At 46.7% G+C, this 26,043-nt stretch carries 25 protein-coding genes; 18 read left to right on the top strand and 7 right to left on the bottom strand.

Features of this window, described 5'->3' with window-relative positions:
• The first annotated feature begins 272 nt into the window (after positions 1-272).
• Complete coding sequence (locus HFD99_RS19305; RefSeq protein WP_123796748.1) at positions 273-872, top strand: dienelactone hydrolase family protein; 600 nt, start codon at positions 273-275, stop codon at positions 870-872.
• A 58-nt stretch (positions 873-930) separates the two neighbouring features.
• Positions 931-2,097, top strand: coding sequence for a hypothetical protein (locus HFD99_RS19310; protein WP_123796749.1), 1,167 nt, complete (start codon positions 931-933; stop codon positions 2,095-2,097).
• Between the two features lie 12 nt (positions 2,098-2,109).
• Here HFD99_RS19310 and HFD99_RS19315 read toward each other — a convergent pair whose 3' ends face one another.
• Positions 2,110-2,799: an ArsR/SmtB family transcription factor gene (locus HFD99_RS19315; protein WP_102998337.1), complete on the bottom strand. Its 690-nt coding sequence runs from the start codon at positions 2,797-2,799 to the stop codon at positions 2,110-2,112.
• A gap of 98 nt (positions 2,800-2,897) precedes the next feature.
• Here HFD99_RS19315 and HFD99_RS19320 point away from each other — a divergent pair, with 98 nt between their 5' ends.
• The 3 genes from HFD99_RS19320 (at position 2,898) to HFD99_RS19330 (ending at position 6,840) form a co-directional block, all read left to right on the top strand.
• Positions 2,898-3,536 (top strand): flavin reductase family protein, encoded by a 639-nt coding sequence (locus HFD99_RS19320; protein WP_123796750.1) that lies wholly within the window; start codon positions 2,898-2,900, stop codon positions 3,534-3,536.
• A 152-nt stretch (positions 3,537-3,688) separates the two neighbouring features.
• Positions 3,689-4,981 (top strand): homocysteine synthase, encoded by a 1,293-nt coding sequence (locus HFD99_RS19325; RefSeq protein ID WP_123796751.1) that lies wholly within the window; start codon positions 3,689-3,691, stop codon positions 4,979-4,981.
• Between the two features lie 194 nt (positions 4,982-5,175).
• Entirely contained in the window at positions 5,176-6,840 is a 1,665-nt protein-coding gene (locus HFD99_RS19330) for a CoA-disulfide reductase (RefSeq protein ID WP_123796752.1), read from the top strand.
• Here the strand turns inward: HFD99_RS19330 and HFD99_RS19335 are convergent.
• Complete coding sequence (locus HFD99_RS19335) at positions 6,825-7,193, bottom strand: VOC family protein (protein ID WP_016819474.1); 369 nt, start codon at positions 7,191-7,193, stop codon at positions 6,825-6,827. The two genes, HFD99_RS19330 and HFD99_RS19335, sit on opposite strands and share 16 nt — an antisense overlap.
• A gap of 141 nt (positions 7,194-7,334) precedes the next feature.
• Here HFD99_RS19335 and HFD99_RS19340 point away from each other — a divergent pair, with 141 nt between their 5' ends.
• From HFD99_RS19340 to HFD99_RS19370, 8 genes are all read left to right on the top strand, one after another.
• Positions 7,335-7,667, top strand: a complete 333-nt coding sequence (locus HFD99_RS19340) for a hypothetical protein (RefSeq protein ID WP_016819475.1) — start codon at positions 7,335-7,337, stop codon at positions 7,665-7,667.
• 339 nt (positions 7,668-8,006) lie between these two features.
• Entirely contained in the window at positions 8,007-8,129 is a 123-nt protein-coding gene (locus HFD99_RS25975; RefSeq protein WP_016819476.1) for a hypothetical protein, read from the top strand.
• Between the two features lie 97 nt (positions 8,130-8,226).
• The gene (locus HFD99_RS19345; RefSeq protein WP_123796753.1) at positions 8,227-8,535 is read left to right on the top strand and encodes a hypothetical protein; all 309 of its coding nucleotides are present in this window, start codon (positions 8,227-8,229) and stop codon (positions 8,533-8,535) included.
• A 716-nt stretch (positions 8,536-9,251) separates the two neighbouring features.
• Positions 9,252-9,707: a MarR family winged helix-turn-helix transcriptional regulator gene (locus tag HFD99_RS19350; protein WP_017428040.1), complete on the top strand. Its 456-nt coding sequence runs from the start codon at positions 9,252-9,254 to the stop codon at positions 9,705-9,707.
• A 155-nt stretch (positions 9,708-9,862) separates the two neighbouring features.
• Positions 9,863-10,741, top strand: coding sequence for a (Fe-S)-binding protein (locus tag HFD99_RS19355; RefSeq protein WP_123796754.1), 879 nt, complete (start codon positions 9,863-9,865; stop codon positions 10,739-10,741).
• 121 nt (positions 10,742-10,862) lie between these two features.
• Positions 10,863-12,365, top strand: coding sequence for an HD-GYP domain-containing protein (locus HFD99_RS19360; protein WP_029514330.1), 1,503 nt, complete (start codon positions 10,863-10,865; stop codon positions 12,363-12,365).
• 173 nt (positions 12,366-12,538) lie between these two features.
• A complete protein-coding gene (locus HFD99_RS19365; protein ID WP_123796755.1) occupies positions 12,539-13,984 on the top strand; it encodes an ATP-binding protein in 1,446 nt (481 codons plus the stop codon).
• 37 nt (positions 13,985-14,021) lie between these two features.
• Entirely contained in the window at positions 14,022-14,741 is a 720-nt protein-coding gene (locus HFD99_RS19370) for an NAD(P)H-binding protein (RefSeq protein ID WP_167440980.1), read from the top strand.
• Between the two features lie 77 nt (positions 14,742-14,818).
• On the opposite strand, the gene HFD99_RS19375 is transcribed toward HFD99_RS19370, so the two are convergent.
• Together HFD99_RS19375 and HFD99_RS19380 are read right to left on the bottom strand one after the other, a co-directional pair.
• Complete coding sequence (locus HFD99_RS19375) at positions 14,819-16,084, bottom strand: DUF4179 domain-containing protein (protein WP_090891074.1); 1,266 nt, start codon at positions 16,082-16,084, stop codon at positions 14,819-14,821.
• Positions 16,081-16,608, bottom strand: coding sequence for a sigma-70 family RNA polymerase sigma factor (locus tag HFD99_RS19380; RefSeq protein ID WP_123796757.1), 528 nt, complete (start codon positions 16,606-16,608; stop codon positions 16,081-16,083). Before HFD99_RS19380 ends, HFD99_RS19375 begins: the two co-directional genes overlap by 4 nt.
• A 269-nt stretch (positions 16,609-16,877) precedes the next feature.
• Here HFD99_RS19380 and HFD99_RS19385 point away from each other — a divergent pair, with 269 nt between their 5' ends.
• Complete coding sequence (locus tag HFD99_RS19385; RefSeq protein ID WP_013308546.1) at positions 16,878-17,258, top strand: RidA family protein; 381 nt, start codon at positions 16,878-16,880, stop codon at positions 17,256-17,258.
• Positions 17,259-17,342: 84 nt separating this feature from the next.
• Positions 17,343-18,329 (top strand): undecaprenyldiphospho-muramoylpentapeptide beta-N-acetylglucosaminyltransferase, encoded by a 987-nt coding sequence (locus HFD99_RS19390; RefSeq protein WP_123796758.1) that lies wholly within the window; start codon positions 17,343-17,345, stop codon positions 18,327-18,329.
• Positions 18,330-18,426: 97 nt separating this feature from the next.
• Here the strand turns inward: HFD99_RS19390 and HFD99_RS19395 are convergent, their stop codons facing one another.
• Positions 18,427-19,182, bottom strand: coding sequence for a tryptophan-rich sensory protein (locus HFD99_RS19395; RefSeq protein WP_123796759.1), 756 nt, complete (start codon positions 19,180-19,182; stop codon positions 18,427-18,429).
• 296 nt (positions 19,183-19,478) lie between these two features.
• On the opposite strand from HFD99_RS19395, the gene HFD99_RS19400 reads away from it, so the two are divergent.
• The 3 genes from HFD99_RS19400 to HFD99_RS19410 all read left to right on the top strand — a co-directional run bounded on the left by HFD99_RS19400 (position 19,479) and on the right by HFD99_RS19410 (position 22,501).
• Positions 19,479-20,429, top strand: a complete 951-nt coding sequence (locus HFD99_RS19400) for a bile acid:sodium symporter family protein (protein WP_123796760.1) — start codon at positions 19,479-19,481, stop codon at positions 20,427-20,429.
• A gap of 250 nt (positions 20,430-20,679) precedes the next feature.
• A complete protein-coding gene (locus HFD99_RS19405) occupies positions 20,680-21,804 on the top strand; it encodes an NADH-dependent flavin oxidoreductase (RefSeq protein WP_016819487.1) in 1,125 nt (374 codons plus the stop codon).
• A 109-nt stretch (positions 21,805-21,913) separates the two neighbouring features.
• On the top strand, positions 21,914-22,501 hold the full coding sequence (locus HFD99_RS19410) for a GNAT family N-acetyltransferase (protein ID WP_167440981.1): 588 nt from the start codon (positions 21,914-21,916) through the stop codon (positions 22,499-22,501).
• Here the strand turns inward: HFD99_RS19410 and HFD99_RS19415 are convergent.
• A complete protein-coding gene (locus HFD99_RS19415; protein WP_167440982.1) occupies positions 22,431-24,083 on the bottom strand; it encodes a response regulator in 1,653 nt (550 codons plus the stop codon). The two genes, HFD99_RS19410 and HFD99_RS19415, sit on opposite strands and share 71 nt — an antisense overlap.
• A 7-nt stretch (positions 24,084-24,090) precedes the next feature.
• Positions 24,091-25,905 carry a sensor histidine kinase gene (locus tag HFD99_RS19420; RefSeq protein WP_167440983.1) on the bottom strand — a complete coding sequence of 605 codons (1,815 nt, stop codon included), beginning with the start codon at positions 25,903-25,905 and terminating at the stop codon, positions 24,091-24,093.
• Positions 25,906-26,043: the final 138 nt, after the last annotated feature.

Consider the following 26,043-nt stretch of genomic DNA (forward strand, 5'->3'; position numbering starts at 1 on the left):
CGAAGAGCGAATATTCGAATGGGGAACTTCTAATGATGAAATATAGCGATTTATATCGTAGGGTCCCGGGCAAGAGAGAATAAGCCCTTTGATGAGTTTTCTGACTCGATAAGACGGGAAATGGAAACCAAAATCATCCCTCAGACCACAACAATCGCAGGTACTCCTTCAATATCTGATGAGGCTTTTCTGCAGGTTGTTAATATAAGAGTATAAATATGCGTATCCGGTTGAATTGTTTTCCCATATTCAAACCTGGTTAGGGGGGCAACATGATAAGCATAGATAAGAAGTCGGACACCCTCATTGTCGTGCTGCATGAGATTTATGGAATTAACCAGCATATACAAAATTATTGCAGCTTATTATCGGATGAGAATTACGACGTCATTTGTCCAAATTTAATAGGCAAGGAAACGCCTTTTGACTATTCGCAAGAGGAAGCTGCCTATGCCCATTTCATAAAAAATATAGGATTCGAACGTGCTTCTTATCATATTGAAAGTTTATTGTTAAGTATTCAAGCTCGCTATAAAAAGGTATTTATCGTCGGGTTTAGCATCGGGGCAACGATTGCCTGGCTGTGTAGCAAAGAAAAATATGTTGATGGAATCGTAGGATACTATGGCTCTCGTATTCGAAATTATTTGGAAATAACTCCACATTGTCCAACACTACTTTTTTTCCCACAGGAAGAAATATCATTTAATGTGGATGAGCTCATTTCAGCTTTAGACAACCATAATATCCGGGTACATAAATTCAGCGGACAGCACGGATTCAGTGATCCGTACTCTCCCCGATATCACGTACATTCAGCTCAGCAATCATTTATCGAAATGGTAGAGTTCTTTAGGAAGACTGATCAATAAAAGCAGTCGTTTGCTTCCAGCCCACACCTTTTTCACTGTTCTGGGGAAACGCACAGTCATGATGTGCGGATTAGTCATATGTATATACATCATTGACTATGAAAAGGAGATGTATGTGGCTGTGGCTACCTTTTATCAAGCTTTCAAGCTGAAGAGTCGGATATGGCGAACGATGCTCAAACGGAACGGAGTAACAGGGATTGGAGTAGGTTATGCTGATCCCAATAGACCGGCAAAGGGCGCGGCGATTGTGGTATACACCTTGAGAAATCTTTCGGCTGTGACGCAAACCGAATTGCAGGCAGTAACCCATAATATAAGTCAGGCTTCTGCGGTACCTATCCGAATTTTAGGTGTGGGTTCCTTCAAAAGGGAAGCGGCGACTCCTACCCAAACGAACCCACGCCAAAGATGGCGCCCCGTGCCCGGTGCGGTCAGTGTAGGAACAACGGTTCCCACCACTGCAGGAGGAACCGGAGGACTCATTGTTATTAAGAATAATACTTTGTTTATTTTGAGTAATGCCCATGTCCTAGTCCCGACGAATACAAACCAATTTCACAATACCATTCAGCCTTCTCCGGCAGATGGCGGCAGAACGGCGGATCAGATCGGGAGAGCTTTTCAATTTGTCCCGCTTACTACGACAGGTGTTAACTTTCAGGACTCTGCCATAGCTATTGCCAATTCAAATAGTCTGCTTAATCCGAGGTATCTGATTAACCAAAGTGGTGGTCTTATTACCGTGCCTGGGCACTTATTGAGCTATCGTCTGGGAATGACGTTTAAAAGAATGGCTAAAACAAACGGCTTCGCCAGAGGAGTCGTGGAGGCGATTGGCGTGGAACAAAGAGTGAGGGGCGATTCGGGAATCGAGATTTTCCGTGATCAAACCGTCATTCGTTTTACCCAGGGACGAACTGGACCTGGAGATTCGGGTTCCGTATGGCTGAATGACAGTAACGATCGGCTGAACAATTATGCAGCCGCAGTTCATTTTGCCGGATCTACCGATGGAATGCGTTCTGTATCTTTCCCAATTGAACGGGCGATGAGAACCTATGGAACCTTGGTTGCCATTCCGGCTGCTGCTGGAGGATATAAAGCAGGTGTGGCAAAAGGAAAGGCCCCAAAAAACAATTATGCCTATGTCCGGCCATTGACGAGAAAACAAAGGTCCTTGTCTCCAGTCATAACATTCAATGCGAAACAAGAAAAGCATTAGAACTATGATTACTTAGCCGATCTCTATCGAAAATACCTCTTTAAAACCTCTTTTACCCTCGGCTGTAATGCGTATCGCTCGGGTTGTGGGCAGATGCTCGACCCAATGTAATTCGAATAATCTGTCTAGAAGAGCACTTCCTAAAGCACCAGCAAGATGATGGCGTCGTTCACTCCAATCCAGGCATTTATGTGAGAAGGAGCGACGCTTTTGTCTTGTATTCTTGAGGTTGATCTGAAAGTCAGCAAAGAAAATCTCTCCTTGTTGGGTGATATGAAGTCCGTCTTGATCCTCGGAAAGAATCCCCTTTTGCATGAAAAAACTCATGATCTGTACGCCTAAATGACCCGCAACATGGTCGTAGCAAGTTCTTGCCAACCGTATGGCCTCGTTTTCGGAGGCTTGCTTGAATGACTTGATTGGAACAGGTGGAGCTATGGACAAAAGTGACTCCATCACCTGGGCAACCTCGGGGTCTTGAATGCCATAGTAACGGTGCCGCCCTTGTTTTTCTACAGTAATGACTTGTGCTTCGGTCATTTTAGCCAGATGGAAGCTGGCGGTTTGCGGTTTGATACCTGCCATATGGGCTAATTCACTTGCCGTGTGGAATCTACCATCTAATAAAGCGGTGAGAATAGCTGCACGGGAAGGCTCGCTGACGAGAGAAGCAATCATGGCTACATTCGATTGGGTGCTCATGGCACGGTTATCCCCCTTTGTAATCTATACTTCGATGAAGGTTGAAATGTTTACATTTTACAATAAGGAGGCAGATCTGAACAGAAGGAGAATAAAACATGGACCCAATGAATCCAATAAATCAGATGAATCGTACCCCCAGCATAAAAACGATAAACACTAGCATTTTATATTACGGAACCCCTGTGATTTTACTCAACACGCTGAATGAGGATGGAACGACCAATATTAGCCCTATTTCCTCCTCGTGGGCATTAGGAGATTGTGTGGTGCTAGGTATTGGAACAGGTGGCAAAGCATTAGAAAATATAGAGCGTCATCCCGAATGTGTAATCAATGTTCCTGGGCCTTCCATGTGGGAAAATGTAGAGCGTTTGGCTCCTTTTACAGGCAAGAATCCCGTTCCAGCGGAAAAAGAGAAAAATGGATTTTCATATCAAAAAGATAAGCATGAGATCAGCGGACTGGCTGCGATTGAATCGAATAGAGTCAAGCCCACCCGAATCAGGGAGTGCCCTATTCAAATTGAAGCCAAGGTGAAGGAGATGCGGATTCCTGACCATTCTCCTTATTTTGCGATCGTCGAAACCCAAGCCATACAGGTGCATGTTCATCAGGATATGATCCTCGGAGAGAATCATATTGATCCAGCAAAGTGGAGTCCGCTCATCTATAATTTCCGCCATTATTTTGGTCTGGGCGAGCATTTGGGCAAAACCTTCCGATCCGAAACCTGATTATTCAATAAAATAATAATATCCTACCTGAATAATGAGAATTATCTTCCCAAATCGTTCTTTTTGTGCGAGAATAGTTGAAAAATCATCCAAGACTACGCATACAGGAAGAGACGATTCATACAGCACGTATAACAAGGGAGGCAATAATCATGTCAGAAGAACGCAAGCTGTCATTCGAAACCCTCGCTGTCCATGCCGGACAAGAGATTGATCCTAATACCTTTGCCCGCGCCGTTCCGTTGTACCAGACCACTTCATATGGATTTCGGGATGCCGAGCATGCGGCTGATTTGTTCTCGCTGAAAGAATTCGGCAACATTTATACGCGTCTGATGAATCCGACTACGGATGTATTCGAGCAACGAATTGCCGCACTGGAAGGCGGAGCTGGCGCGTTGGCCACAGCTTCGGGAATGGCGGCGATTTCCTTCTCCATTCTGAACATTGCAGGAGCTGGAGATGAAATTGTATCGGCCTCCAGCCTGTATGGCGGTACATATAATCTGTTTTCTACTACACTACCGAAATTGGGTATTCAAGTACATTTTGTCGATTCGGATGATCCGGAGAATTTCCGCCAAGCCATCACGGATAAAACGAAGGCCATATTTGCCGAAACGATTGGCAATCCACAGGGAAATGTGCTGGATGTAGAAGCTGTAGCAGCGATTGCACACGAATATGGTATTCCGCTGATTGTGGATAACACGTTCCCAAGCCCCTATTTATTACGCCCTATCGAACATGGAGCGGACATTGTGGTGCATTCGGCAACCAAGTTTATTGGCGGACACGGTACGTCTCTTGGCGGGGTAATCGTGGACAGTGGCAAGTTTGACTGGAAAGCGAGTGGTCGTTTCCCCGGACTGACTGAGCCGGACCCAAGCTACCATGGAGTTGTGTACACCGAGGCGGTGGGACCTATCGCGTACATTATCAAGGCACGGGTGCAATTGCTGCGTGACTTGGGAGCAGCCATTTCTCCGTTCAATTCATGGCTACTGCTTCAAGGCTTGGAAACATTGCATCTGCGGCTGGAAAGACATAGTCAGAATGCCCTGAAAGTAGCGCAATACCTCGAAAGTCACAAGGATGTGGAGTGGGTCAGCTACTCTGGATTGCCGAGCCATCCATCCTATGAGTTGGCCCAAAAATATTTGCCAAAAGGACAAGGGGCAATCTTGACCTTTGGTATCAAAGGCGGGAGTCAGGCGGGAAGCAAGCTGATTGCGAATGTAAAGCTGTTTTCTCATCTGGCGAATGTGGGCGATTCCAAGTCTTTGATTATTCATCCGGCAAGCACAACCCATCAGCAGCTGAGCGTAGAAGAACAGGTGGCTGCTGGAGTCAAACCGGAGCTGTTACGTTTATCTGTCGGGACCGAAGCGATAGACGATATTTTGTATGATCTGGAGCAGGCAATCGCGGCCAGTCAACAGTAATAAACAGTAGTTGGCGGCTAGTTAGCCCAGTGAGATAAGGCATTTTTGCAGCAGTCGCAAGTGATTTGTGATTCCAATCGGGTTTCGTTTAGGGTTTGAGCAGGCGGGGGGTAACCTCTGCCTTTTTTGTTTGTTGACATCATACCCCCATAGGTATATATTATACCCCATAGGGTATATGAGGAGGGGAAGAAATGGGTAAGAGGATAGTTATTATTGGCGGGGTAGCAGGTGGAGCTTCTGCTGCGGCGAGATTGCGTAGATGGAATGAGGAAGACGAGATTATTCTGTTTGAACGCGGTGAGCATGTTTCTTTTGCAAACTGTGGTCTTCCCTATTATATTGGGGGGACAATCCAGGCACGGGAGAAGCTGTTTCTCCAGACGCCTCAAGGCATTAGAGACCGATTTAATATAGATGTTCGGGTGCTGAAAGAAGTAATACAAATAGACCGCGAGCATAAGCTTGTCCGTTACTGCGATATGATCACAGGAGAGATGGATGAGCAGGCGTACGATATTGTGGTATTGTCGCCGGGAGCCAAACCGATGATACCAGACATTCCCGGACTACATGAAGCTACAAATGTATTTACGTTAAGAAACATTCATGACACCGACCTTATTAAGGCATATGTAGATGAAAGGCAACCCAAGCATGCCACGATAATTGGTGCTGGATTTGTTGGGCTGGAGATGGCTGAAAATTTGCGGGAGCGTGGACTTGCAGTAACCGTTATGGATAAAGGACAACAAGTGTTGAATCCGCTTGACCCTGAAATGGCCAAACTGGTGGAACAGCATATGCAGCTGAACGGGGTGGAGGTGCGTTTAGAGGAAGGAGTCGCAGCTTTTGAAGAACAGGGTACACGGCTACGTTTGACCTCTGAGGAGATGCTTCAGACGGATATGGTTATTTTGGCGATTGGCGTGGTGCCTGAAAATGAGTTGGCCAAGCAATGCGGATTGGAACTAGGTTTTCGCGGCGCTATTCAGGTGAATGCACAGCTGCAAACCAGTGATCCGTCCATTTATGCGGTAGGTGATGCCATCCAGGTCAAAGACCGCAATCATGGGTTTGTAACGATGGTATCGCTGGCCTGGGGAGCCAATCGGCAGGGGCGTTTGGCAGCGGATCATATTAATGGTCAGCCGATTTCCTATGATGGTGCGCTCGGAACATCCGTAATTAAGACCTTTGCATTGACCGCAGCTTCTACAGGTAACAATGAAAAAACATTGCAGCGGCTAGCTGTTCCTTATCAGGCTATTCATATTCATCCTGGTTCACATGCCGGTTATTATCCTGGCGCGTCACCCATTTCTATGAAGCTGCTCTTTCATCCGAAGACCGGGATGATCTACGGAGCGCAGGCTGTTGGGGCTGACGGAGCCGACAAAAGGATTGATGTTATTGCGACGGCGATTCGCGGCCATTTAACCGTCCGTGAGCTGGCAGATATCGAGCTTGCTTATGCACCTCCTTATTCTTCAGCTAAAGATCCAGTGAATATGGCGGGTTACGTAGCTTCGAACATCCTGGATGGGCTGGTCCAGACGATACAGTGCCATGAAGTTGACGATTTTTACCGCAATGGTGGTCTTGTTATTGATGTCCGGGATGCGATGGAGCTACAGGGAGGAGCGATTCCAGGTTCTATTCATATTCCACTGGCCGAGATCAGAGAGCGGATGTCGGAAATTCCTCTTGATCTGGAGATCGCGGTATCCTGCCAAGTCGGGCTACGCGGCTATCTAGCGGCCAGAATTCTAACCCAATCCGGATATCGGGTGAGAAACGTTGATGGCGGCTACAAGACGTATTCAGTTATGGCTAAACGTAATCATCTTTTGAAATAGTTCATCACCCATCCAATTTGATTCAGATGATCCGTTACTTCGCCGTGCAGCGCACCAAAGAAGGTATCTTGTAGTTCTACAGTGATGGTGCCTTTTTCGGATAGTGCATGGTAAGCCTGTTTAAGCTCATCCTCACTCTCACAGTCGAGAATGATTTGGACATGCTGTGCTTTCAGTGGTTTACCATAGGAATCGGAAAAATGGATATGGCTGCTGCCCAGGTGCAGTTCGGCATGTAAGAGCCTGCCGTCCTGCTTGTTCAGTACTTTGATTTTCCCGCCTAAAACAGATTGGTAGTAGTCAACCGACTGCTGCACATCGTTCACAATGACAAAAGGACTTGCACTTCTCATAAGATCAATTCCTTTCATTTCTTCTATGTAGGTTTGTCTGCTACTATACATTATTTACATTGTCGGCAGGGTTTAGCCCTTTTCTAATCAAATTATGGCTTGGTTCACTGTGTGACGTCTGTTACAATAGAAGAGGTATATATGATGGATAGAAAAGAGGTCGAACAGGTGGGCACTTCAGCGATTTGGGAAGCAGTTATCTATTGGGTGATCTTGGTGATTTCTGCTCTGTGTGTAATTGCAGTATCTGGTAGTCGTAAGACCGCAAGCACAATTATTTTGGCACCCGTTGTTTTGTTCTGTACCATATTTATGATGCAGGGCTCGGTGTTTACTGCTATGAAGCACCCGACCATGGGGGCTAATGTCGGCTTGGGTATGGCGTTTCTGACCACATGGGTAGTCAGCGGAATATTGTTTGCTATAGCGCTTGTGATTGCTTTTATTAAATATAGCAAAAAGAACAAGGCGTAGTTCAGCCTTAACCTCAGATGAACAAAGGCTTTCGGTGATGTACCGAAAGCCCTTTTTGTATTCTCAGTTAACCATAGAGGATGTCTTCGTTCATCTGCGTCTTCTCATGAGCAAAACAACGATCAGCGCAATGATGATCACGATCAATAGAAACTTCATATTCGATAACCTCCTTGATCTGTCTCCTATTTGATATTAACCATTTTTGATAAGTGTGCACCGATGCATCCTAAGCAAGTATCTATTGTCAAATGTTTGGCGAAAATGTGATTGTGGGATCAAAAAGAGGTTTACAGGCTTAGCTGGAAAGTGTATACATAAAGTAAGGAGGCGATTGCCATGAGTGATCGTACATTTCATTTGTTTTATATTATTTTCTTGACGGTTTTGGCGCTTGGAAGCGTTGGAGGAATCTCTTGGTGGTTGCGCTCTATCGGTCGTCAGGAAAAGGAAAAAAACTAAATTCAGCATGGGCATACAAGCCCGTATGCATCTTCCAGTAGGAGGGTGCATTTTTATGTGTTATAATGGGAACATATGTTCTTTGGGAGGGGTAACGATGTTGCCGGATTTGGAACGGAAGCTACTACGTATTTTGTATAATTATTTTGCCCAGCATCGCCATATGCCTACAATGGCTGAATTGTCAGCAAAAACGGGTAGGCGAGACTCTGAAATTACAGCTGCATTGCGACATATGGAACAAGAGCGCTATATCACATGGGAAACTAACACAGGTACCCAGCATATTGTTTTACTGGAAGGATGGGAGCGTCCTTCCAGCTACAAGCCTGCCCAAGTGGAAGCTGGACGCCCTACTACCCAAAAGATACAGTCCGGTAGTATGGAATATTGGACGAATTATTAGTAGCCATATAAAGCTGGAAAATTAATGAGTTTTTAAGGTGCATATCATTTTGTTTTAAGAAAGCAAGACTATAATGACCCTATTAACCCCTTTTTGATCAAGCTATAGGCCCTGTCGATGTATCGGCAGGGTCACTTTTTTGTTCATAGATGCGTTTTCCGTATATGAAAAATCCCCCGGGGATCATCCGGAGGATCTGCGCAGCTTGCGTATACTGCACGGCCTGCTCAAACTTCATCGTTTGACGGCATAATATATATTTAACCCCTGCTACCTTGTATTATATGGTCAGCATGTTCATAAGGGGCAGTCTGATTCCTCTGTTTATTTTCCAAACGACAAAAGCCCTACCTCTCTTTCGTCCTTGCGGCTCCGATGACCGCGCCAGTGTGAATGTGAAAATCTTCGGCAAAAGCTCAAAATTCTACATTAGGGTTATACATAAAATTTGGAGAAGCTCCATGCGGTGATAGGAGTATAGCTTCTTGCGTGGAATCCTATGGGGTTAATACATACTAATACAGTATAACAATAATGATTCTAAAACACAAGGGATTTTTGGTTTTTTTGATTGTAGACTGGAAATAATGCACTTTCTGCAATGGATTAGACTTATTTTCATTTGCAGAGAATAGAGGCTGTGATAAATTGCCCTGACAGAGCGTGCGAATTTTGAAATAGTGTAGTTACACGAAAGATGGAAGGAAACAAGAACTATGACTGCCTCAAGGAAAGACAAAAAAACATCACAGAATAACTCGCCCTCAGTCTGCACATGCATTAATCTGCGTCGTGCCTCGATGGCTGTAACAGGGCTGTATGACCAGTATCTGGCTCCAAGTGGACTCCATATCAGCCAGTTTTCGCTGCTCAAGCACTTAACGGTACTGGGACCCGTAAGCGTAAGCGAATTAGCATCGGAGATGCGACTCGACCGAACCACGCTTGTGCGCAATTTGAAGGCCCTGGAGCAAAGCGGGTATGTGGAGGATACATCCGCTGAGGGAAGCCGGAACCGCTGCCTTACCCTGACAGAGAGAGGAAAAGCGTTATATAACGATGCAGCAGAGCTCTGGGAGGAGGCGCAGTTATTTTTACAGGAGTCACTGGGAAGCGCCGATTTGCAGATATTGACCGCACTGTTATCCAAAATTGAAAAATTGAGACTGTGATTAGCCTTCGCCTAATAAGGGAGGCCATGCTGACCTATTCGTGTATATACACGAATAGGGGGTTCAGATATGTAACGCAGCCACTCATCGGTCACCGGGTATCCGCCAGGAATTCGAGAGAATCACAATAACTTAAGAAGAGGGATGTGGATAGGATGGTAACGCCCGTACCAGACATGAAAGAACTTATCGCAGCCGAGATGAAGGCCTATGTGAGCGAAGACAAGCGCAATTTCTGCGAAGAATTACAGAGCCCTTACTACGAGGAACCGATTATTCAATTTGCAGAGGCCAATGATCCTTTGTTTGAGGATTATAAAAGAGTGGTGGGCCTCGACCATGCTACGCCGCAGGAAGCCTTCGAACGGACCTTCGGCACAGGAAGTTTTGGTGGAGGCGCCGTTGTCAGTGTTGTGCTGCCGATCAGTGAGACGATTCGCAAGGCCAATCGTGCGCAAAAAGCAAGAGCCTCCAGAGAGTGGGCGCTACTACGGACCTTTGGCGATGAATATTTTGTGCGTTCGGCAAGGCACCATTTGGCGGGATATCTGACTGGACTTGGCTATCGAGCTGTGGCGCCGCTGGATACGGATTGGTACAACATCCACGGTGCCACAGGTGGTCCAGTCTCTAATTGGTCGGAACGGCATATCGCGTATGCAGCCGGTCTCGGCACCTTCAGTATCAACGATGGCTTCATCACCGAAAAAGGAATTGCCATCCGCCTGCTGTCTGTAGTAACGGATCTGCAGGTGCCGCCTGATGTCAGAGTATCCTCGAACCTGAGCCATACCGGTAACTGTCTGCTGTGCAGCAAAGGCATTTGTGGTGTGTGCATTACTCGCTGCCCTGTGCAGGCCATCAGCAAGGAAGGCGGTCATGACAAAATCGCCTGCATGAAATTTGTGTACGGCGAGGAATCTCGAAAGTGGGCAGTGTTAAACGGCGGTGAGGCTGAATCGGGTGCCGGTTGCGGACTTTGCCAGACCAAGGTGCCCTGCGAAAGCCAGAATCCGATGCGGACCGCTCGCTAGTGTTATTTTCCTAGGATTCATGCAAATTGCTCATGGAAGAAGGTTAACTTTTGACGGCTGGACTCCGATATTGAATACAAAGATATTTTATGAGCGTACGGATGAAAAGAGGGGTAGCATTTTGCCGATCTATAAGCGCTTTATTCAGCATGTTATCCTGAACTATATTATAGGTTCATTTATTGCTGTACTACTGGTATGTATGATTTTTGTATTTTCCACGTTAAATGTAGCCCACTATGAGCTTCTGGGTCTTGTCAAAATTGTTGCATTTTCCAGCGTCATTATGATTGTCTGTGAAACCATAGTGTTTCGAATGCACTTAAGACCCGTTCATCGTTTTTTCCAAGGCAATCAGGAGACGCTCAAGGATGTAGAAGCGGTGTATATCCGGGTTCATCATCTGCCTAATTTGTCCGTTTTACGTATTGTTGGACCGCATTTGCTAGGCTTCTCTATCCCGGCAGCCGTCATTGCACTATGGATGATACATACTGGACAACTTACCTTTCCCTTTTATTATGTAGGAATCGCCTGTATAGGAGCTTGTTTGGTCGCTTCCATGCATGCACTGGTTGAATTTTTTCTGACCATGAGAGCAATCAAACCGTTGCTGGAGGAGATTCGGGATCGAACCTATCAGCAATATGGATTGAACCTGTCCCTGCGAGGTCGAGTTCTGCTATCACTTCGGCATAAATTTCAGTTAAGTGCAACGTTAATTGGTGCTTTTCCTCTGTTTCTGTTTTGTTTAGCTACACAGATTCGGCTGGAACGTTTGGAGGCGACGGATTCCGGCTCCTATTGGGCATGGGCGGGTACGATTTTAATTTCTGGTGTAGCGTTTGCTTATTTGGGAGGCAGGCTGCTAACCCGTGAGATCGAACAGCCGATCCATCACTTGTTGGAAAAAATGAATGAAGTGAAGGAAGGCCGCCTGAATAGTAACGCCAGTGACTTGTATTCGGACGAATTTGCGGAGCTGGTCGAAGGATTTAACATGATGATCGAGGGCCTGAAGGAACGAGAGGAAAAGAACGGTCAGCTATTAGACAGTTACTTTGCCACTTTGGCTGCAGCGCTGGATGCGCGGGATGCCTATACCGCAGGACATTCGTTGCGCGTGGCTGAATACTCTGTACTCATTGGGCGAAAGGGCGGTTTGGGCGAGACGGACCTCGACTTGCTGCGTAAAACAGCCTTGCTGCATGATATCGGTAAAATCGGTGTGGCTGACGCTGTGTTGTTTAAGGATGGCAAGCTGACGGACGAGGAGTTTGACCAGATTAAAATGCACCCGGTTATGGGGGAGAGTATTCTTCGGCAAGTGGAGCCGGCTTATGCTATGGCCCCTTATCTGCCCGGCGTGCGCTCGCACCATGAGCGTTATGATGGCAAGGGATACCCTGACCAGCTCTCCGGGGAAGACATCCCACTATTTGGGCGCATCATAGCCGTAGCAGATGCCTATGATGCGATGACGTCGGATCGTCCCTATCGGAAAGGTATGAAGGAAGAGAAGGCGGTTATGATATTGGAAGAGGGTAAAGGAACCCAGTGGGATCCTTACTTTGCCGAATTATTTGTCAAGGAGTGGCGCCGGAACAAAGGCATTCCAAGCTGACTCTATAGATACTCCCACTAGGGCGAGCCGTTGCGGTTCGCTTTTTTTATACACACACGCAAGCCTCTTGGATATGTCGAAAGATGGGGCTTCATGTTATGATGTACGAGTAAGGCAAAATCGGCTAGCATAGGCCTGGCATCCAATTTCTCGCGCAATGGGAGTGTGAATCCATGCAATTTTCAACGATGTTTATAATGAATTTGGGGATGCTGATTGCCGTTGCCTATGTGGCGAACGTGATTTATAAATATGGCTTGAGTCGTACGTCTACGCGGTTCAAATATGTCAGCTCAGTGTTGCTGGTGGTATTTGGCGGATGGGTCAGTTCTTGCTTTGGCTTTAATTTCAATGAAACGGTTATTTTCGATCTGCGTTTTGTTCCGCTCATTATCGCAGCATTGGTGTATCCCCGTTCCTACACGCTGATTATTATTGGGGTAGCAATCGGTCTTACGAGATTTACTTTCGGCCTGAATATGGCGGCGTGGGTCGGTTTTCTGAATATGAGCATTTTGGGCGTATTATGCGCCGGTTTGAACTACTGGATGCGCCGCTCCACTTGGCGCTTGATTATTAAGGCATCTGTAACCATTTTAGCGGTTAATATTGTAAATACGTTAAATATTGCCTTCCTGGGCGTCATTCCCTGGCGCTATTATGTAGCAGAGGTCGTTCCTCTTACACTGCCTATCGGCGTTATCCTCAGCTTTTTATTTGCACTGATATTACGTGATTTTCAGATGGAGCAGCAGCGAAACTATCAGATTCAGCAGGCGAATGAGTTGTTGTCAGAGCAGCGTGATCAGCTGCAAAAGGCAAAGATTATTTTAGAGGAACGCGCCAAGCAGTTGATGATGGCTTCCCAGTATAAATCGGATTTTATGGCAACGATGTCGCATGAGTTACGTACACCTCTTAACAGCATCATTAACCTGGCACAGATTATCAATGAGCAGGGAAAAGAGCTGAATGAGGACGAGCTATACCAGTACAGTGATCTAATTTATGCCTCGGGCCATGATTTGCTCCAACTGATTAATGACATTCTGGACTTATCCAAGGTCGAGGCTGGACACATGGAAATCGTAAGTGAGCCAGTCAGTGTGCGTGAAATTGCGCAGGGGATGATGATGCATTTTGATGTCACAGCGAAGGATAAAAACCTGGAATTCAGCCTGAACGTGCATGAACATGTACCGGATGAAATCCGATCCGATTCCAAACGAGTACAGCAAATTTTACGCAATCTATTGTCCAATGCCTTTAAGTTTACTCATGAAGGACGTGTATTGCTGGAAATCAGCACACAGCATCTGGATCGAAAGGGTCAGGAGGGAGATTGGGTTGTATTTGCTGTAAAAGATACAGGCATCGGTATATCCAAGCTTCAGCAGCATGTTATTTTTGAGGCATTCCAGCAGGCGAACGGTTCGATTAATCGTAAATATGGTGGAACCGGACTGGGGTTGTCCATCAGCCGTGATTTTTCCCGCTTGTTAGGCGGATTTATCCGTCTGGAGAGTGAAGAAGGCAAGGGAAGTACTTTTTCCCTGTACCTGCCTATGTGTCCGTCCGACAGCAAGGAGGCGGACGAACAGCCGTTTAAATTAACCTGATCGCAATCATGGGACAAGGAGCGTTAGGAGGTATATCATGGAACGTAAAGCGGTCGTTGTGGGTGGCACAGGGCTTGTCGGGGGTTATGTTGTACGGGAGCTACTGGTGCAAAAAGAATACACCCGCGTCATGGTTTTGGGCAGGCGTCCATTGGACATCAAGCATCCCAAGCTAGAGCAGGCGCTCATCGACTGGGAACAACCACAGAAGTCGGCCTTCGCCCTCGAAGGGGTGGATGATGTGTTTTGCTGCCTTGGGACAACGATGAAAAAGGCTGGCTCCAAGGAGCAGTTTCGACAGGTGGATCTGGACTATCCGGTTCTGACAGCTCAGTTGGGTAAAGAGGCTGGAGCAGTACAAATGCTTGCGATCTCTGCGATGGGCGCTGATCCGGATTCACGTGTGTTTTATAACCGTACCAAGGGTGAGGCTGAAGAGGGGCTTGCCGCGATTGGATTGCCTGCACTGCATTTGTTCCGTCCGTCGCTCATTTTGGGAGCGAGATCTGAACGACGATTTGGCGAAGCCGCTACCACGATTGTCATGAAAGCGCTAGATGGCCTAATGACGGGCAGGTTCGCTTCCTATCGTGCCATTCCCGCTTCGTTCATCGCACGAGCTATGGTACGAATTGCTCTCGCGCAGGCGAGCGGTGTACATATTTATCCGAATGACATCATTCGGGTCATCGGTGCAGAACTAACCTCCGATGATGAGGAGCCTGGTACAGGAACAACTCCTGATGACAATGTCTAAAACCACGCTTAGGATTAGAAATGATAATAACGCCGCTGTTGCCCGATCATTCGGACAGCAGCGGCGTTATTCGTGTTTTATGGGTGGTTTGTATTTTGCGGCACATCGATCGTAATTTCTAATTCATCGATGTAATGGCGTGTCCAGTTACCTTTAGCATCGAGTAGGGCGCTACCTCCTGATTGGGTTGGCAAGATATATGGCTTGAAAATGATCTTCTGGGGAGTGTCCACAAAAGGAGTAAACAGTGTGATCATTTTGCTGTCACGTTCTTTGGTATGGGGAACTCCAGAACCGCTCAGCAATTGAAGTTCTCTTCCCTGCTCGTCGAATACAGCATAATCGAGTATATCCAATTCCTTTTTGGTGTACTGGATCGTGTGTCCATTCTTCATGTTATTGTACTCTCGTTCCACGGTGTACTCATCCGGCATATGTGCAATATCGGTCAGCATTTTGAACGATGTTGTAATCTTGGTCGTGATAGGGGTCATTTCTAACTTTTCTACCGTAAATGCAAGATAAGGATTAGATTTGCTCATTTGCGGCTGAAGTATCTTGTTATTTATTTTAGTTTTGTGAACCGTGGTTTGTATGCGGAACGGCTCGAATACACCTTTTAACTTTGCATATACCTCTAGCTCAAACTGATCTGGTAAGGCGGCTTTACCACTGGCAGGGTCACGCATATACGCAATCAGCATAGAATTATTGTCTTTGCCCGGACGACCATACATGAGATTAAAGGCGCTACTGTTGCTGTCGACCGACGTCCCATTGATGGACAGGTCTATCTTCTCCACCATATCCTCTTCCTGCCCTTGCGTATTGGTAGTTGGGTACAGCAATTGATGCTGTGAATCCCCACCGCTTTTTTCCAACGCGACGACCAAGCGTGTCCCATCAAATATGATTTGAGGTACCTTCAATGTAATACCGTCATGGGTAACGCTGAGATTCGATGAAGTTACCAATCCTTTCTGGTCAGCGGTTTGCAGCCCAAGATCCCCGGCTAGCTTGAACACGCTATCGACAAGGGGGACCTGTTTCAATGATTCCGCCATTGTAGGCGAAACATAGGCGCTGCCAATGATCATAACGCCAATGAGCGCTGCAGAAGCAGCGGTAATTGCAGTTCTCCGAAGAAACCTTTTAACGGGTCGATGAGAGGATGAATGGTTGGGTAGCAAGTCAGAATCTGATTCCATTTGTGCATAAAATGCGTCTAGGCGTTGCCTTACCAAATCAGGGATGTCTGCCATATCTGCTTCCAAGTTTTCTTTTTCCAATTGTAATTTCTCATCCAGCTTTTGTTCCTGATTCTCACACTCTGAAGGATTCATTGAAAGGTCACCTTCCTTTCTCCGCGATTTTGTAGCAGATCCATTAATGTTCTGCGAGCACGGTGCAATCGTGTTTTGACGGCACCCTCTGATAGGTCCAGTAGCTCTGAGATTTCCCTGATCGGCATATCACGCAAATAGTGCAGGGAAATCACGGTTCGCATGGATTCCTCCAAGTGGTCGATGGCCTCGCGCAGCTCGATTTTTTCGTATCCGCCCGAGGTGGACGGTTCCTTTATAAATTCCGCGACGGGTACAACCCGTTTTTGCTTACGGATCATGAGATGGCATTCATTAATGAGAATACGAAGCAGCCATGTTTTAAAATAGCGAGGTTCACGCAGCTCACCCAGAGACTTGTATGCTTTGAGCATCGCTTCTTGTATTGCGTCCGCGCAATCCTCATTGCTGCGAAGAATGGAACGTGCCATGCCATACATATCGGATTCCATCTGTTTCATCAAGACGACGAACGCCTTGCGATCCCCGTGCCTTGCTTGGTATACGTTTGTTTCGAGATTCAAAGGATGGTGCTCCTTTCCCGTCTATACTAGCTATGATCAATGTAATTGTACCTGTATTTGAATTTGTACAATCTATTGTGTAGCAGGTTACAAGAATTAGATGATACATGGGCTCTAAAGGTTACAGCGGAAATAAAAAAATATAGCACCATCGCAGTAAGGTATCTTTAGAGAAACCTAACGTGTCAAACCGTCGCACGGAATAGTGGCTTTGGACTTCACATGCTATAATACGGTGAACCAGTATCAGGAAGGAGAATCCAACCCATATGAAAAAAACAATTGCTACTGAAAAAGCCCCCGGCGCGATCGGGCCCTATAGCCAAGCGGTAGAGGCAGGCGGGTTTATTTACACCTCAGGACAGCTTGGGCTGAATCCGGCAACAGGTGAGTTCGGCAAGGATGTACAGGAGCAGGCTCGCCTGTCCTTGAGCAATGTACAGGCCATTCTGGAAGCGGCAGGCAGCAACATGAACCAGGTTGTGAAAGCGACTGTATTCCTGAAGGACATGAACGATTTTGTCAGTGTCAATGAGGTGTACAGTTCCTTCTTCGAGCAACCATACCCAGCACGGAGTGCGGTGGAGGTAGCTCGTCTGCCTAAGGACGCACTGGTGGAGATTGAAGTCATTGCATTGAAGGGCGAATAAGTTACCAGGGTTCGTTCATATAATAAATAGTTTGCATGGAACCGGGTGTCACTACTATAGTGGCATCCGGTTGTTTTGAATGTAATGAGTGCTGTTTGGAGTGTCCAATACATAGGCTCTGAACAAGGGATTGAAAGAAAACTGATCTCTGGATTAGAAGACGTGTGTTATTTTAGTGTCGCAACCGGGAAATTACGCAGATATTTTGACTGGAATAATGTTAAGGACCCTTTTAAAGTGCTTAAGGGAATTTCTCAAGCATACCGGATTATAAAGAAAGAAAAACCGAATATTATTTTTTCAAAAGGCGGGTTTGTTTCCGTTCCTGTGGTATTGGCTGGGTGGTTGAACAGAGTCCCCGTCATCATCCACGAATCCGATCTTACCCCTGGATTAGCGAATAAAATTTCCAGCATGTTTGCTACCGAAATTTGTACTACTTTTCCTGAAACAACTGAATATTTTCGCTCTAGGAATACCCGATACATTGGTGCTGTTGTGAGAGATGAGCTAAAAGAGGGGAAGGCGGCCAAAGGGTTAGCCTACTGCGGTTTTACTCGAAATAAGCCCATCATGCTCATCATGGGTGGGAGTTTAAGCTCCAAGAAGATCAATGAGCTGGTTTGGCTGAATTTAGAGGCTTTGCTCGCTCAATTTCAAATCGTGCATATTTGTGGTAAGAACCAAGTGAATGATTCTATTCATACGAATGGTTATCAGCAATTTGAATACATAAACGATGAACTGGCGGATGTAATGGCGATGGCAGATATGGTTGTTTCCAGGGCAGGTTCAAATTCCATTTTTGAATTCTTGACGTTGCGCAAGCCTATGCTGTTGATACCTCTTTCAAAGGCAGTCAGCAGGGGGGATCAGATTCTAAATGCAAAATCATTTAAAGCACAAGGATTGTGTGAATTTTTAGAAGAAGAAGAGCTGGAATCTGAACGCTTTGTCGATATGATTCTTCGTTTGTATGAAAAAAGGTTGGATTACATTCACAATATGGAGAAAATTAATACGGATCAATCGACAAGCAAGCTTTTAGATTTGATTAAAGTCTATGCCTGATCATATTTTAGAAAAAACAAAGCAAGCGAGCTTGGGCTAAAATGATTCAGACCCATGCTCGCTTGTGCTTGTTGCTAGGAGATGATATTCGTTTCCTTTAATCCCGGTCTCGATTACGGGCAAAGAATAGCCATAGCGCGTACACCAGGATGATTGCCGACAAGACCCATGCAGCCAGCCGTACATTTTCATTGTTTGGATGCTCGATGGCGATGGCGACATAGGCCCATACAAATACAAGTGGGTAGATGCTGTCACGATAAGGAAAGCTGACCAAGATGGCCAATACGGTGCCAATAAACAGGATGATGGTCGCCCATAGCGTATCGCTGAGACCCCAGCCACTCCATTCATTCTTTTCCAATGCTACTGCAATGTTGATGATGGTAGCCACAGATACCCAACCGAGATTCAGACTGAAAGGAAGCTTGACGAACCACATTTCTCCGCGAGTTGGCTGCGGTGTACGAGTACGTGTATATACGACGAATAGGGAGAGCAAGTATAAAATAATGACGATCACGCACAGTTCTACGTATACATACTGCCATAGGAAAATCCAGATGATGTTGAAGAGACAGCTCAAAATAAAGAAAATACCGATAGATTGAACGCTTGTCTTGGCTTGCCCTGTAGATGTAGCTTGGTACACGGCAAAACAGGCGAGTAGCACGTAGATGACCGACCAGATGGAAAAAGCGTAACCTGCTGGCGTAATTAAGGTAGGATACATGTTGGATACAGCAGCGGTGCTTCTTCCGCCAATAGGAAGTGTAGAAGCCAAAATATTAACGAGAACGACAGCGATGAATGCAATAATATTCCACCATTTATACGGATGGCTTCGTGACATAGGAATAACTCCTCCTCAACAAATGATGTTCAAAATGACCGACTGGTCACTATCTTCTACTATGAATATACCCACTTTGCTTTCAAATATGTCCGAACGGGGAAAAGTTTCTTGATCCCAATAAAATCATAAAAAGTAGTATGTATATGCATTCATATGTAGTACAATGGTAAAAATTTTAAGCACTATATAAGCTGAAGGAAGAGTTCACATGGCGTGCCAACTATGCAGCCAGAAGATGCTTCCGATGTGCATTTTCTTAAATCAGCTTATATAGAAGTAAGGGGATCAGTAGAATGAGAGGATTAGAGAAAGTAGGAAAATTTGTAGGTGGGACCTTTTCCGTCTGGGTGCTTTTATTTGCATGTTTGGGATTTTCCTTTCCTACGGCGTTTACAGGGTTGAAAGGATACATACAGTTATTTCTGGGCATTGTCATGTTCGGGATGGGGCTGACTTTATCTGCGGCCGACTTTCGTGAAGTGTTCCGGCGTCCAGTGGATGTGGCTATAGGAGTGGTAGGGCACTATCTGATCATGCCGTTTCTCGCCTTTGTATTGGCATTAGTATTGCAGCTTCCACCGGATATTGCGGTGGGTGTCATTTTGGTCGGCTGTTGTCCAAGTGGAACTGCATCCAACGTAATGACGCTCTTATCCAAAGGTGACGTGGCGCTTGGCGTATCGATCGCTTCAGTGTCGACGCTGATTGCTCCACTGGCAACCCCAGCGATGATTAGTCTGCTTGCCGGACGCTGGATGAATATTGATGCGAAGTCGCTGATCATGGATATCCTCATCGTGGTTATTGTCCCTATTGTGCTGGGTGTAATCGTCAAATCGCTATTCCGCAGACAAGCGGAAGCCAGTGTCAAGGCGCTGCCGCTCATTTCAACCATGGCGATTGTACTTATCGTGGCTATTGTGGTTGCAGGCAGCAAAGGCAAAATTTTGGAGACAGGTCCGATTATTTTTGCTGTGGTTATTTTGCATAACGGTATCGGCTTTCTGCTCGGATATTGGTTTGCCAAGCTATTCGGCATGGATCTTTCCAAGCGTAAAGCCGTTACGCTGGAAACAGGAATGCAGAATTCCGGGCTGGGCGCTGCGCTGGCAGCGGCTCATTTTAATCCGATTGCTGCTGTACCGAGTGCGATTTTTAGCGTGTGGCATAATATTTCCGGCTCGTTGCTCGCGACCTGGTTTTCCCGCCGGGAGGAGAAAGATAGCATAGCCGGAAGCAGATAAGCGACTGTCAATAGCTGATGTAAAGTGGCTAAATTTCGGACTTTTCGGACAGTTTAAGGGAGGTCAAAAAGGTTGGATTTGACTTTATAGGGGCGGATCATTATACTGTGGTTATTATAACCACTGTATTTAAGTAAGCAACAGCAAAGAGGCTTCGTCATGGAAGGAAAATGACATTGAATTCGTATTCGTTTCATGCTCAATAGCCCTATATGATCTGATCTGACTTAAACTGAAGGAGAGAGAACGAATGAACCCGAAATATAATCCTTTATTTGAAGCTTATACCCTGCCATCCGGTGTTACATTGAAGAACCGCATTACGATGGCCCCTATGACTAACTTTGCTTCCCACGAAAATGGCGAAGTCAGTGACCAGGAACTGGCATACTACCGTGAACGCTCCGGTGGTGTGGGCGCGGTTATTACCGCTTGTGTGTATGTAACTCCAGATGGCAAAGGATTTGTTAATGAGTTTGGTGCGGACAAGGATGAAATGATTCCTAGCCTGCGTCGTCTGGCGGATACGATTCATCAGGAGGGCGCGAAAGCGATTCTGCAAATTTATCATGGTGGCCGCCTGTGCCCACCGGATCAGATTCCAGACGGACAACCAATCAGTGCAAGCGCAGTAGCTGAGGAAAAAGAAGGCGCACCTGTGCCGCGTGAAATGACATCTGACGATATCCACCGCGTCATCCGCGCCTATGGCGAAGCAACTCGCCGCGCGATTGAAGCAGGCTATGATGGTGTAGAGCTTCACGGAGCGAACGGTTACCTGGTGCAGCAATTCTTCTCTCCGCATTCCAACATTCGTACCGATGAATGGGGAGGAAGTCTTGAGAAACGCTTGACCTTTCCGCTGGCAATTGTTCACGAAGTGAAGAAAGTAATCACAGAGCATGCGAAGCGTCCATTTATCTTCGGATACCGCTTGTCTCCTGAGGAAGGACACACGCCAGGCATCACGCTGGATGATACGATGGTGCTTGTAGACCGTCTGGCGGATGAAGGGCTGGATTACCTGCACATTTCCGTAAATCATTTCTTCGGCGGTTCGTTCCGCGACCGTAGTGACGAACGTTCACGTACGGTTCTGATTCATGAGAAGGTTGGGAACCGTGTACCAGTCATGGGAGTGGGTTCCCTGAATACACCAGACGAGGCGCTTGCAGCACTGGAGACAGGTGTACCGCTTGTTTCACTGGGACGTCCGTTGCTGATGGAGCCGCAATGGGTTCAGAAAGTGCAGAACGGTACAGAGGATACCATTCGCACGACATTGTCCAAGCAAGCCCAGCAGGAGCTGGTCATTCCTGACTACTTGTGGGGTGCGCTGACGACTATTCCTGGCTGGATGCCTGTTACGGACTAAATTTTAAATAATAATACCCTAGGCTGCTTTTATACGCCTGGGGTATTTTCTTGTCTCGTGACTGTGAATTACAATTACGTAGGAATAACACAGAGAGAAGGTAATGATAATGTCCCATGAAACGAATGGTGTGATTTCGATGAAGTCCACCCATCCAGGTCTACAGATTCGGCTTTTACAAGTAAAGGATGCAGAACGTTTATTAGAAATTAGACGCCAACATTTTGAGTTTTTCAAACCATTCGAGCCAGAACGACCTGAACATTACTTTACCCTGGAAGAACAGGTGCGTCTGATTTCCAACGGCTTGGAAGCTGCACAAGCCGGACAGGGATATACGTTTGGACTTTTTTTACCGAAAAATGATAAGCTGATCGGCAGAATGGAGCTGTCTGGTGTCGCTAGAGGTCCCTTCCAAAATGCCAATCTGGGCTACTTCGTAGATCCTGCATATCATGGACAAGGCTATGCTACCTCCGCAGTGAAGGATATTGTCCGCTACGCCCTGAATGAGTTGGAATTACACCGTATTCAAGCTGGAGTCATGCCAAGAAATTCGCCTTCCCATCGAGTGATGGAAAAGGCGGGATTTCGCCGCGAGGGGCTGGCTCTCAACTATTTGAAGATTAATGGTGTGTGGGAAGATCATGTGTTATATGCGATAACGGCTGAGGATTTGCAGAATGGCGCCTTCTGAATTCGCCAGGCGTAACTCCCTCAAGTTTTTTGAACACCTTGCCAAAGTATTTCTCATCCTGATATCCGACCATACCGGCAATATGGTGAAGGCGCAGCTTGTCATTCAGCAGTAACAGCTTTGCCTTGCTCATCCGGATCTGGCACAAATAATCGGACAGATTAACCCCGTACTCCTGCTTGAATTTACGAGAAATGTATTCCCGGCTGAGGTAAAAGCGGCTCGCTATATCCTGTAGGGAAATATCCTCGTCATAGTGAGCATCCAGATAGCGGGCAATATCACGGATCGTCGGGTTGTTTGGGCTATGGCTTGGCGTAAGTGCCTGACCGGCTGCCAGCAATCGATTTTCGATCTGTTTTTTCCATAAAGGTAGGGAAAGCACCCCACGGTTGTCGACTGGCAGGGCAGGTATGGAGTTGGACTCATCTGTCAGCTCCTCGCCTTCGGCATCTCCAGGTCTGTCATTCAGCCAGCGAGCCAGCATCCAATCCAGCTCTTGATTCCAGCCGGCTATCTGCTCTGCTGTAACCGAAGGCAATACGGCTACGGCTGCCATCCATCTACCTACCGCTATAGATACGCGACTGGCATTACAGCTGAGCGCACTAAGCCGTAGTTCCTCTTCCATCTCAGGCAACTGGGGAAGACGAAGGGTTTGCCGTGCCAGAGAACTCTGGTGCATCCAGTCGGTGGCCTGCAGCACATCCCGTTTCCACAACGCTTGCCGAGCTTCTTGGTAGGCTGAGGCTGCCCCCATCGGAAAGGTTCCGAAAGAACCAACCCCGATGTGCATATAGCAGCGCAGCGCCGTTCTAATCCCTGCGTGAATCTCCTGCAAGAGCACTGGCCAACGAGCCGGCTCGGCCCAATACAGCAGAATAATTTCGTCCGTACGCTCCAGATGACGGAATGCAATTCCGGTTTGAGAAGTACCCAGAAATTCGTTGCAGATGTTAATGAGGGAAAAGCTTAGAAGCGCGCGGCGCGTTTTATATTTGTCCAGTATATCGGCATCCAGTTGAGTGGTACTCATCACTGCTGCATTACAGATCTGAATAGCTGTGGGAAGACGCAGCTCCTCACGTAAGGGAGTGATGGATAGCGCCGTACCGGAAATGAGTTCGGTCAGGAGTTTATCAGCATAGTGCGGCCTCATCCGGTTGACCTCCATAGCCTGCATGGTCTGTCTGTTCCGGTCTTGCTCCGCTGTCCGCCAAGCTTGAGTGGCTTTACTGAGCGCCTCATTGATCTCTACCGGATCTACGGGCTTAAGGATATAGTCCATGCCTCCCCGGCGAATGGCCTGCCGAACCAATTCGAAATCATCATAGCCGCTGACCACCACGACTCTGGTAGCTGGAGAATTGGCTTGAATCCACTCCATCAAGGCTACTCCATCTCTACCAGGCATTCGCATATCTGTGAGTACCACAGGCGGGGAAAGTGCGGTAATGACCTCAATCGCCTGATCGCCCGATTCAGCCTCAATCACCTCGGTCACACCGTAAGCTTCCCAATGTACAAGCATCCGAATGGCGTGACGTACATGCCTTTCATCATCCACAATCAGGACCTTCATTGACAGATCACTCTCCCTTAATATGAATTTCTGTATGGGGCTCGGTGCGAATTTCAAGTGTGAAACGAACGCCATGAGGCAGAATATTGTCTACACACAGGGTATTAGAACCATCATCCGAGTGAAGCTGGATACGTAATAGAACATTACGAAGACCAATAGGGTTTTGCTCATCAGTGTCTGATTCTTCATGGGCTTTCAGCGGACGTTGCAGCATATACTGGAGCTGCTCCAATTCGTTCTCTGGAATTGATGCGCCGTTATTTTCCACTTCAATCCTCACAATGCCTTCCCGGATTCGGCAGGCTGTAATACGAATCTTACCGGGTCCCAGCCGGGGATCGGCACCGTGTTTAAAGTAGTTTTCCACCAACGGCTGGAGAATCATTTTAGGCACCCGATCATTCAGAACTTGATCATCCCATTGATAGGTGACCTCTAATTGCTCACCGAAGCGTTCCTTTTGCAAATCAAGATATTGTTTTACATGCTCAGCCTCTTCCTTGAGTGTAACAATCGTATGGTCCCGCATGTTATAGCGGAGCATTTTGGCAAGGGAAGAGAGCAGCGAATAGATTCGCGGCACCTCATGCTGTAGAGCCAGTGTTCCAATAGACTGTAGCGTATTATATAAAAAATGAGGATTAATCTGTGCCTGAAGCGCTTTCAATTGGTGTGTCTTGTTTGCCAGTTCCAGCTTGTATTCCCGCAAAATGAGGTTGTTGATGGTATCCATCATCTGTCTGAAACGACGCGACAGCACTCCAATCTCATCGTTGCTCATGGCCCGGATGTCTACATCCAGCTGACCAGACTGAATCTGGTTTATGTAGCGAGTCAGCCGCTTAATCGGTTCCGTAATTTTTATTGAAATCCATAACGTGGCGACAATAACGAGCAGCAATGCTGCGCCTGTAATGACCGCATTGATCTGGGTCAGTTGGGTAGCTCGCATATAAAGCGTCCGATGAGGGATTTTCTTGACGAGTGTCCAGCCTGACAGGTTGGCATCCAGTTTGCCATATACGTGCAGTGCTGTATCATCTTCAATTACACCGTGCTCGTCTTCTTTAGAAATTCGCTTGAGTAGGCCAGATTCCTTCCAGTGTGTTCCAATGGATGATTCTTTTCCACTATAGATGATCGTTCCGTTCCGATCAATTAAAAACAGCTCCTCTGTATCTGCATCATACAATTGACGGCAAATACTGCGCAGTGCCTCCAGATCAACGTCTATAGCCAGTACCCCAAGCGTTTCTGAAGACGGAATGTTCCGAATCGCCCGGTGGAGTGTAAATACCTGCCGCTCTGTGCTGTGCTCCGCATAGGAAACCGCCGAAAAGCCGTACAAATGCTTTATATGCGAGGGTTGTATGAACAGTCCGGAAGGGCCGTAATGGATAGAACCGGTAAAGGGCTCCAGCCGGAACTCCCGTAAAGGAACCGTGCTGGTAATCAGCGTAGATTGCCCAGCCTCAAACGAATGCAAGTACACCTGGTCAATACCTGAGGAAGCATTCATCATCGTTTGCAGCGTGGTGTAAATCTCGGCAACGGCCCGGTAATCATCTGGAATTTTAGCCAGGTTGCGCAGAAAATGAGGGTCATTATAGACTCCGATCGATGCGCGATTTAATCCCTGTAAATAGTTATCCAGATTCGTAATTCCCTGAAAAATAAGCCGCTCATTTTCTTGGGTGGCCTGCTCCCGTAAGGATTGCTTGGTGAGGATGAAGGTCATGGTCATTGAAAGCAGCAACGGAATGGTGACCGCAATGAGTAGAAACCAGATTAGGCGAGAACGAATGCTATGAAATTTCATGCAGGTAAGCTCCTTTCACAATTCAAGGCAGGCCTGAGGTCAATATTTTCCCCCTTAATGGTTCACGATCTTGCGTGTTCTCCAGAGCGCTAATTCGACATAATGAACATGTGAATCGCATATCCATACGGATTCAAC

Origin of the sequence: Paenibacillus sp. EKM301P, assembly GCF_011800295.1 — a bacterium.
Classification (GTDB): domain Bacteria; phylum Bacillota; class Bacilli; order Paenibacillales; family Paenibacillaceae; genus Paenibacillus; species Paenibacillus polymyxa.

What these genes read in the sequence shown, in the direction of transcription:
- HFD99_RS19305 (WP_123796748.1), top strand. Translation starts at nt 273, where the DNA reads ATGATAAGCATAGATAAGAAGTCGGACACCCTCATTGTCGTGCTGCAT.
- HFD99_RS19310 (WP_123796749.1), top strand. Translation starts at nt 931, where the DNA reads ATGATGTGCGGATTAGTCATATGTATATACATCATTGACTATGAAAAG.
- HFD99_RS19315 (WP_102998337.1), bottom strand. Translation starts at nt 2,799, where the DNA reads ATGAGCACCCAATCGAATGTAGCCATGATTGCTTCTCTCGTCAGCGAG.
- HFD99_RS19320 (WP_123796750.1), top strand. Translation starts at nt 2,898, where the DNA reads ATGGACCCAATGAATCCAATAAATCAGATGAATCGTACCCCCAGCATA.
- HFD99_RS19325 (WP_123796751.1), top strand. Translation starts at nt 3,689, where the DNA reads ATGTCAGAAGAACGCAAGCTGTCATTCGAAACCCTCGCTGTCCATGCC.
- HFD99_RS19330 (WP_123796752.1), top strand. Translation starts at nt 5,176, where the DNA reads ATGGGTAAGAGGATAGTTATTATTGGCGGGGTAGCAGGTGGAGCTTCT.
- HFD99_RS19335 (WP_016819474.1), bottom strand. Translation starts at nt 7,193, where the DNA reads ATGAGAAGTGCAAGTCCTTTTGTCATTGTGAACGATGTGCAGCAGTCG.
- HFD99_RS19340 (WP_016819475.1), top strand. Translation starts at nt 7,335, where the DNA reads ATGATGGATAGAAAAGAGGTCGAACAGGTGGGCACTTCAGCGATTTGG.
- HFD99_RS25975 (WP_016819476.1), top strand. Translation starts at nt 8,007, where the DNA reads ATGAGTGATCGTACATTTCATTTGTTTTATATTATTTTCTTGACGGTT.
- HFD99_RS19345 (WP_123796753.1), top strand. Translation starts at nt 8,227, where the DNA reads ATGTTGCCGGATTTGGAACGGAAGCTACTACGTATTTTGTATAATTAT.
- HFD99_RS19350 (WP_017428040.1), top strand. Translation starts at nt 9,252, where the DNA reads ATGACTGCCTCAAGGAAAGACAAAAAAACATCACAGAATAACTCGCCC.
- HFD99_RS19355 (WP_123796754.1), top strand. Translation starts at nt 9,863, where the DNA reads ATGGTAACGCCCGTACCAGACATGAAAGAACTTATCGCAGCCGAGATG.
- HFD99_RS19365 (WP_123796755.1), top strand. Translation starts at nt 12,539, where the DNA reads ATGCAATTTTCAACGATGTTTATAATGAATTTGGGGATGCTGATTGCC.
- HFD99_RS19370 (WP_167440980.1), top strand. Translation starts at nt 14,022, where the DNA reads ATGGAACGTAAAGCGGTCGTTGTGGGTGGCACAGGGCTTGTCGGGGGT.
- HFD99_RS19375 (WP_090891074.1), bottom strand. Translation starts at nt 16,084, where the DNA reads ATGAATCCTTCAGAGTGTGAGAATCAGGAACAAAAGCTGGATGAGAAA.
- HFD99_RS19385 (WP_013308546.1), top strand. Translation starts at nt 16,878, where the DNA reads ATGAAAAAAACAATTGCTACTGAAAAAGCCCCCGGCGCGATCGGGCCC.
- HFD99_RS19390 (WP_123796758.1), top strand. Translation starts at nt 17,343, where the DNA reads ATGAGTGCTGTTTGGAGTGTCCAATACATAGGCTCTGAACAAGGGATT.
- HFD99_RS19395 (WP_123796759.1), bottom strand. Translation starts at nt 19,182, where the DNA reads ATGTCACGAAGCCATCCGTATAAATGGTGGAATATTATTGCATTCATC.
- HFD99_RS19400 (WP_123796760.1), top strand. Translation starts at nt 19,479, where the DNA reads ATGAGAGGATTAGAGAAAGTAGGAAAATTTGTAGGTGGGACCTTTTCC.
- HFD99_RS19405 (WP_016819487.1), top strand. Translation starts at nt 20,680, where the DNA reads ATGAACCCGAAATATAATCCTTTATTTGAAGCTTATACCCTGCCATCC.
- HFD99_RS19410 (WP_167440981.1), top strand. Translation starts at nt 21,914, where the DNA reads ATGTCCCATGAAACGAATGGTGTGATTTCGATGAAGTCCACCCATCCA.
- HFD99_RS19415 (WP_167440982.1), bottom strand. Translation starts at nt 24,083, where the DNA reads ATGAAGGTCCTGATTGTGGATGATGAAAGGCATGTACGTCACGCCATT.
- HFD99_RS19420 (WP_167440983.1), bottom strand. Translation starts at nt 25,905, where the DNA reads ATGAAATTTCATAGCATTCGTTCTCGCCTAATCTGGTTTCTACTCATT.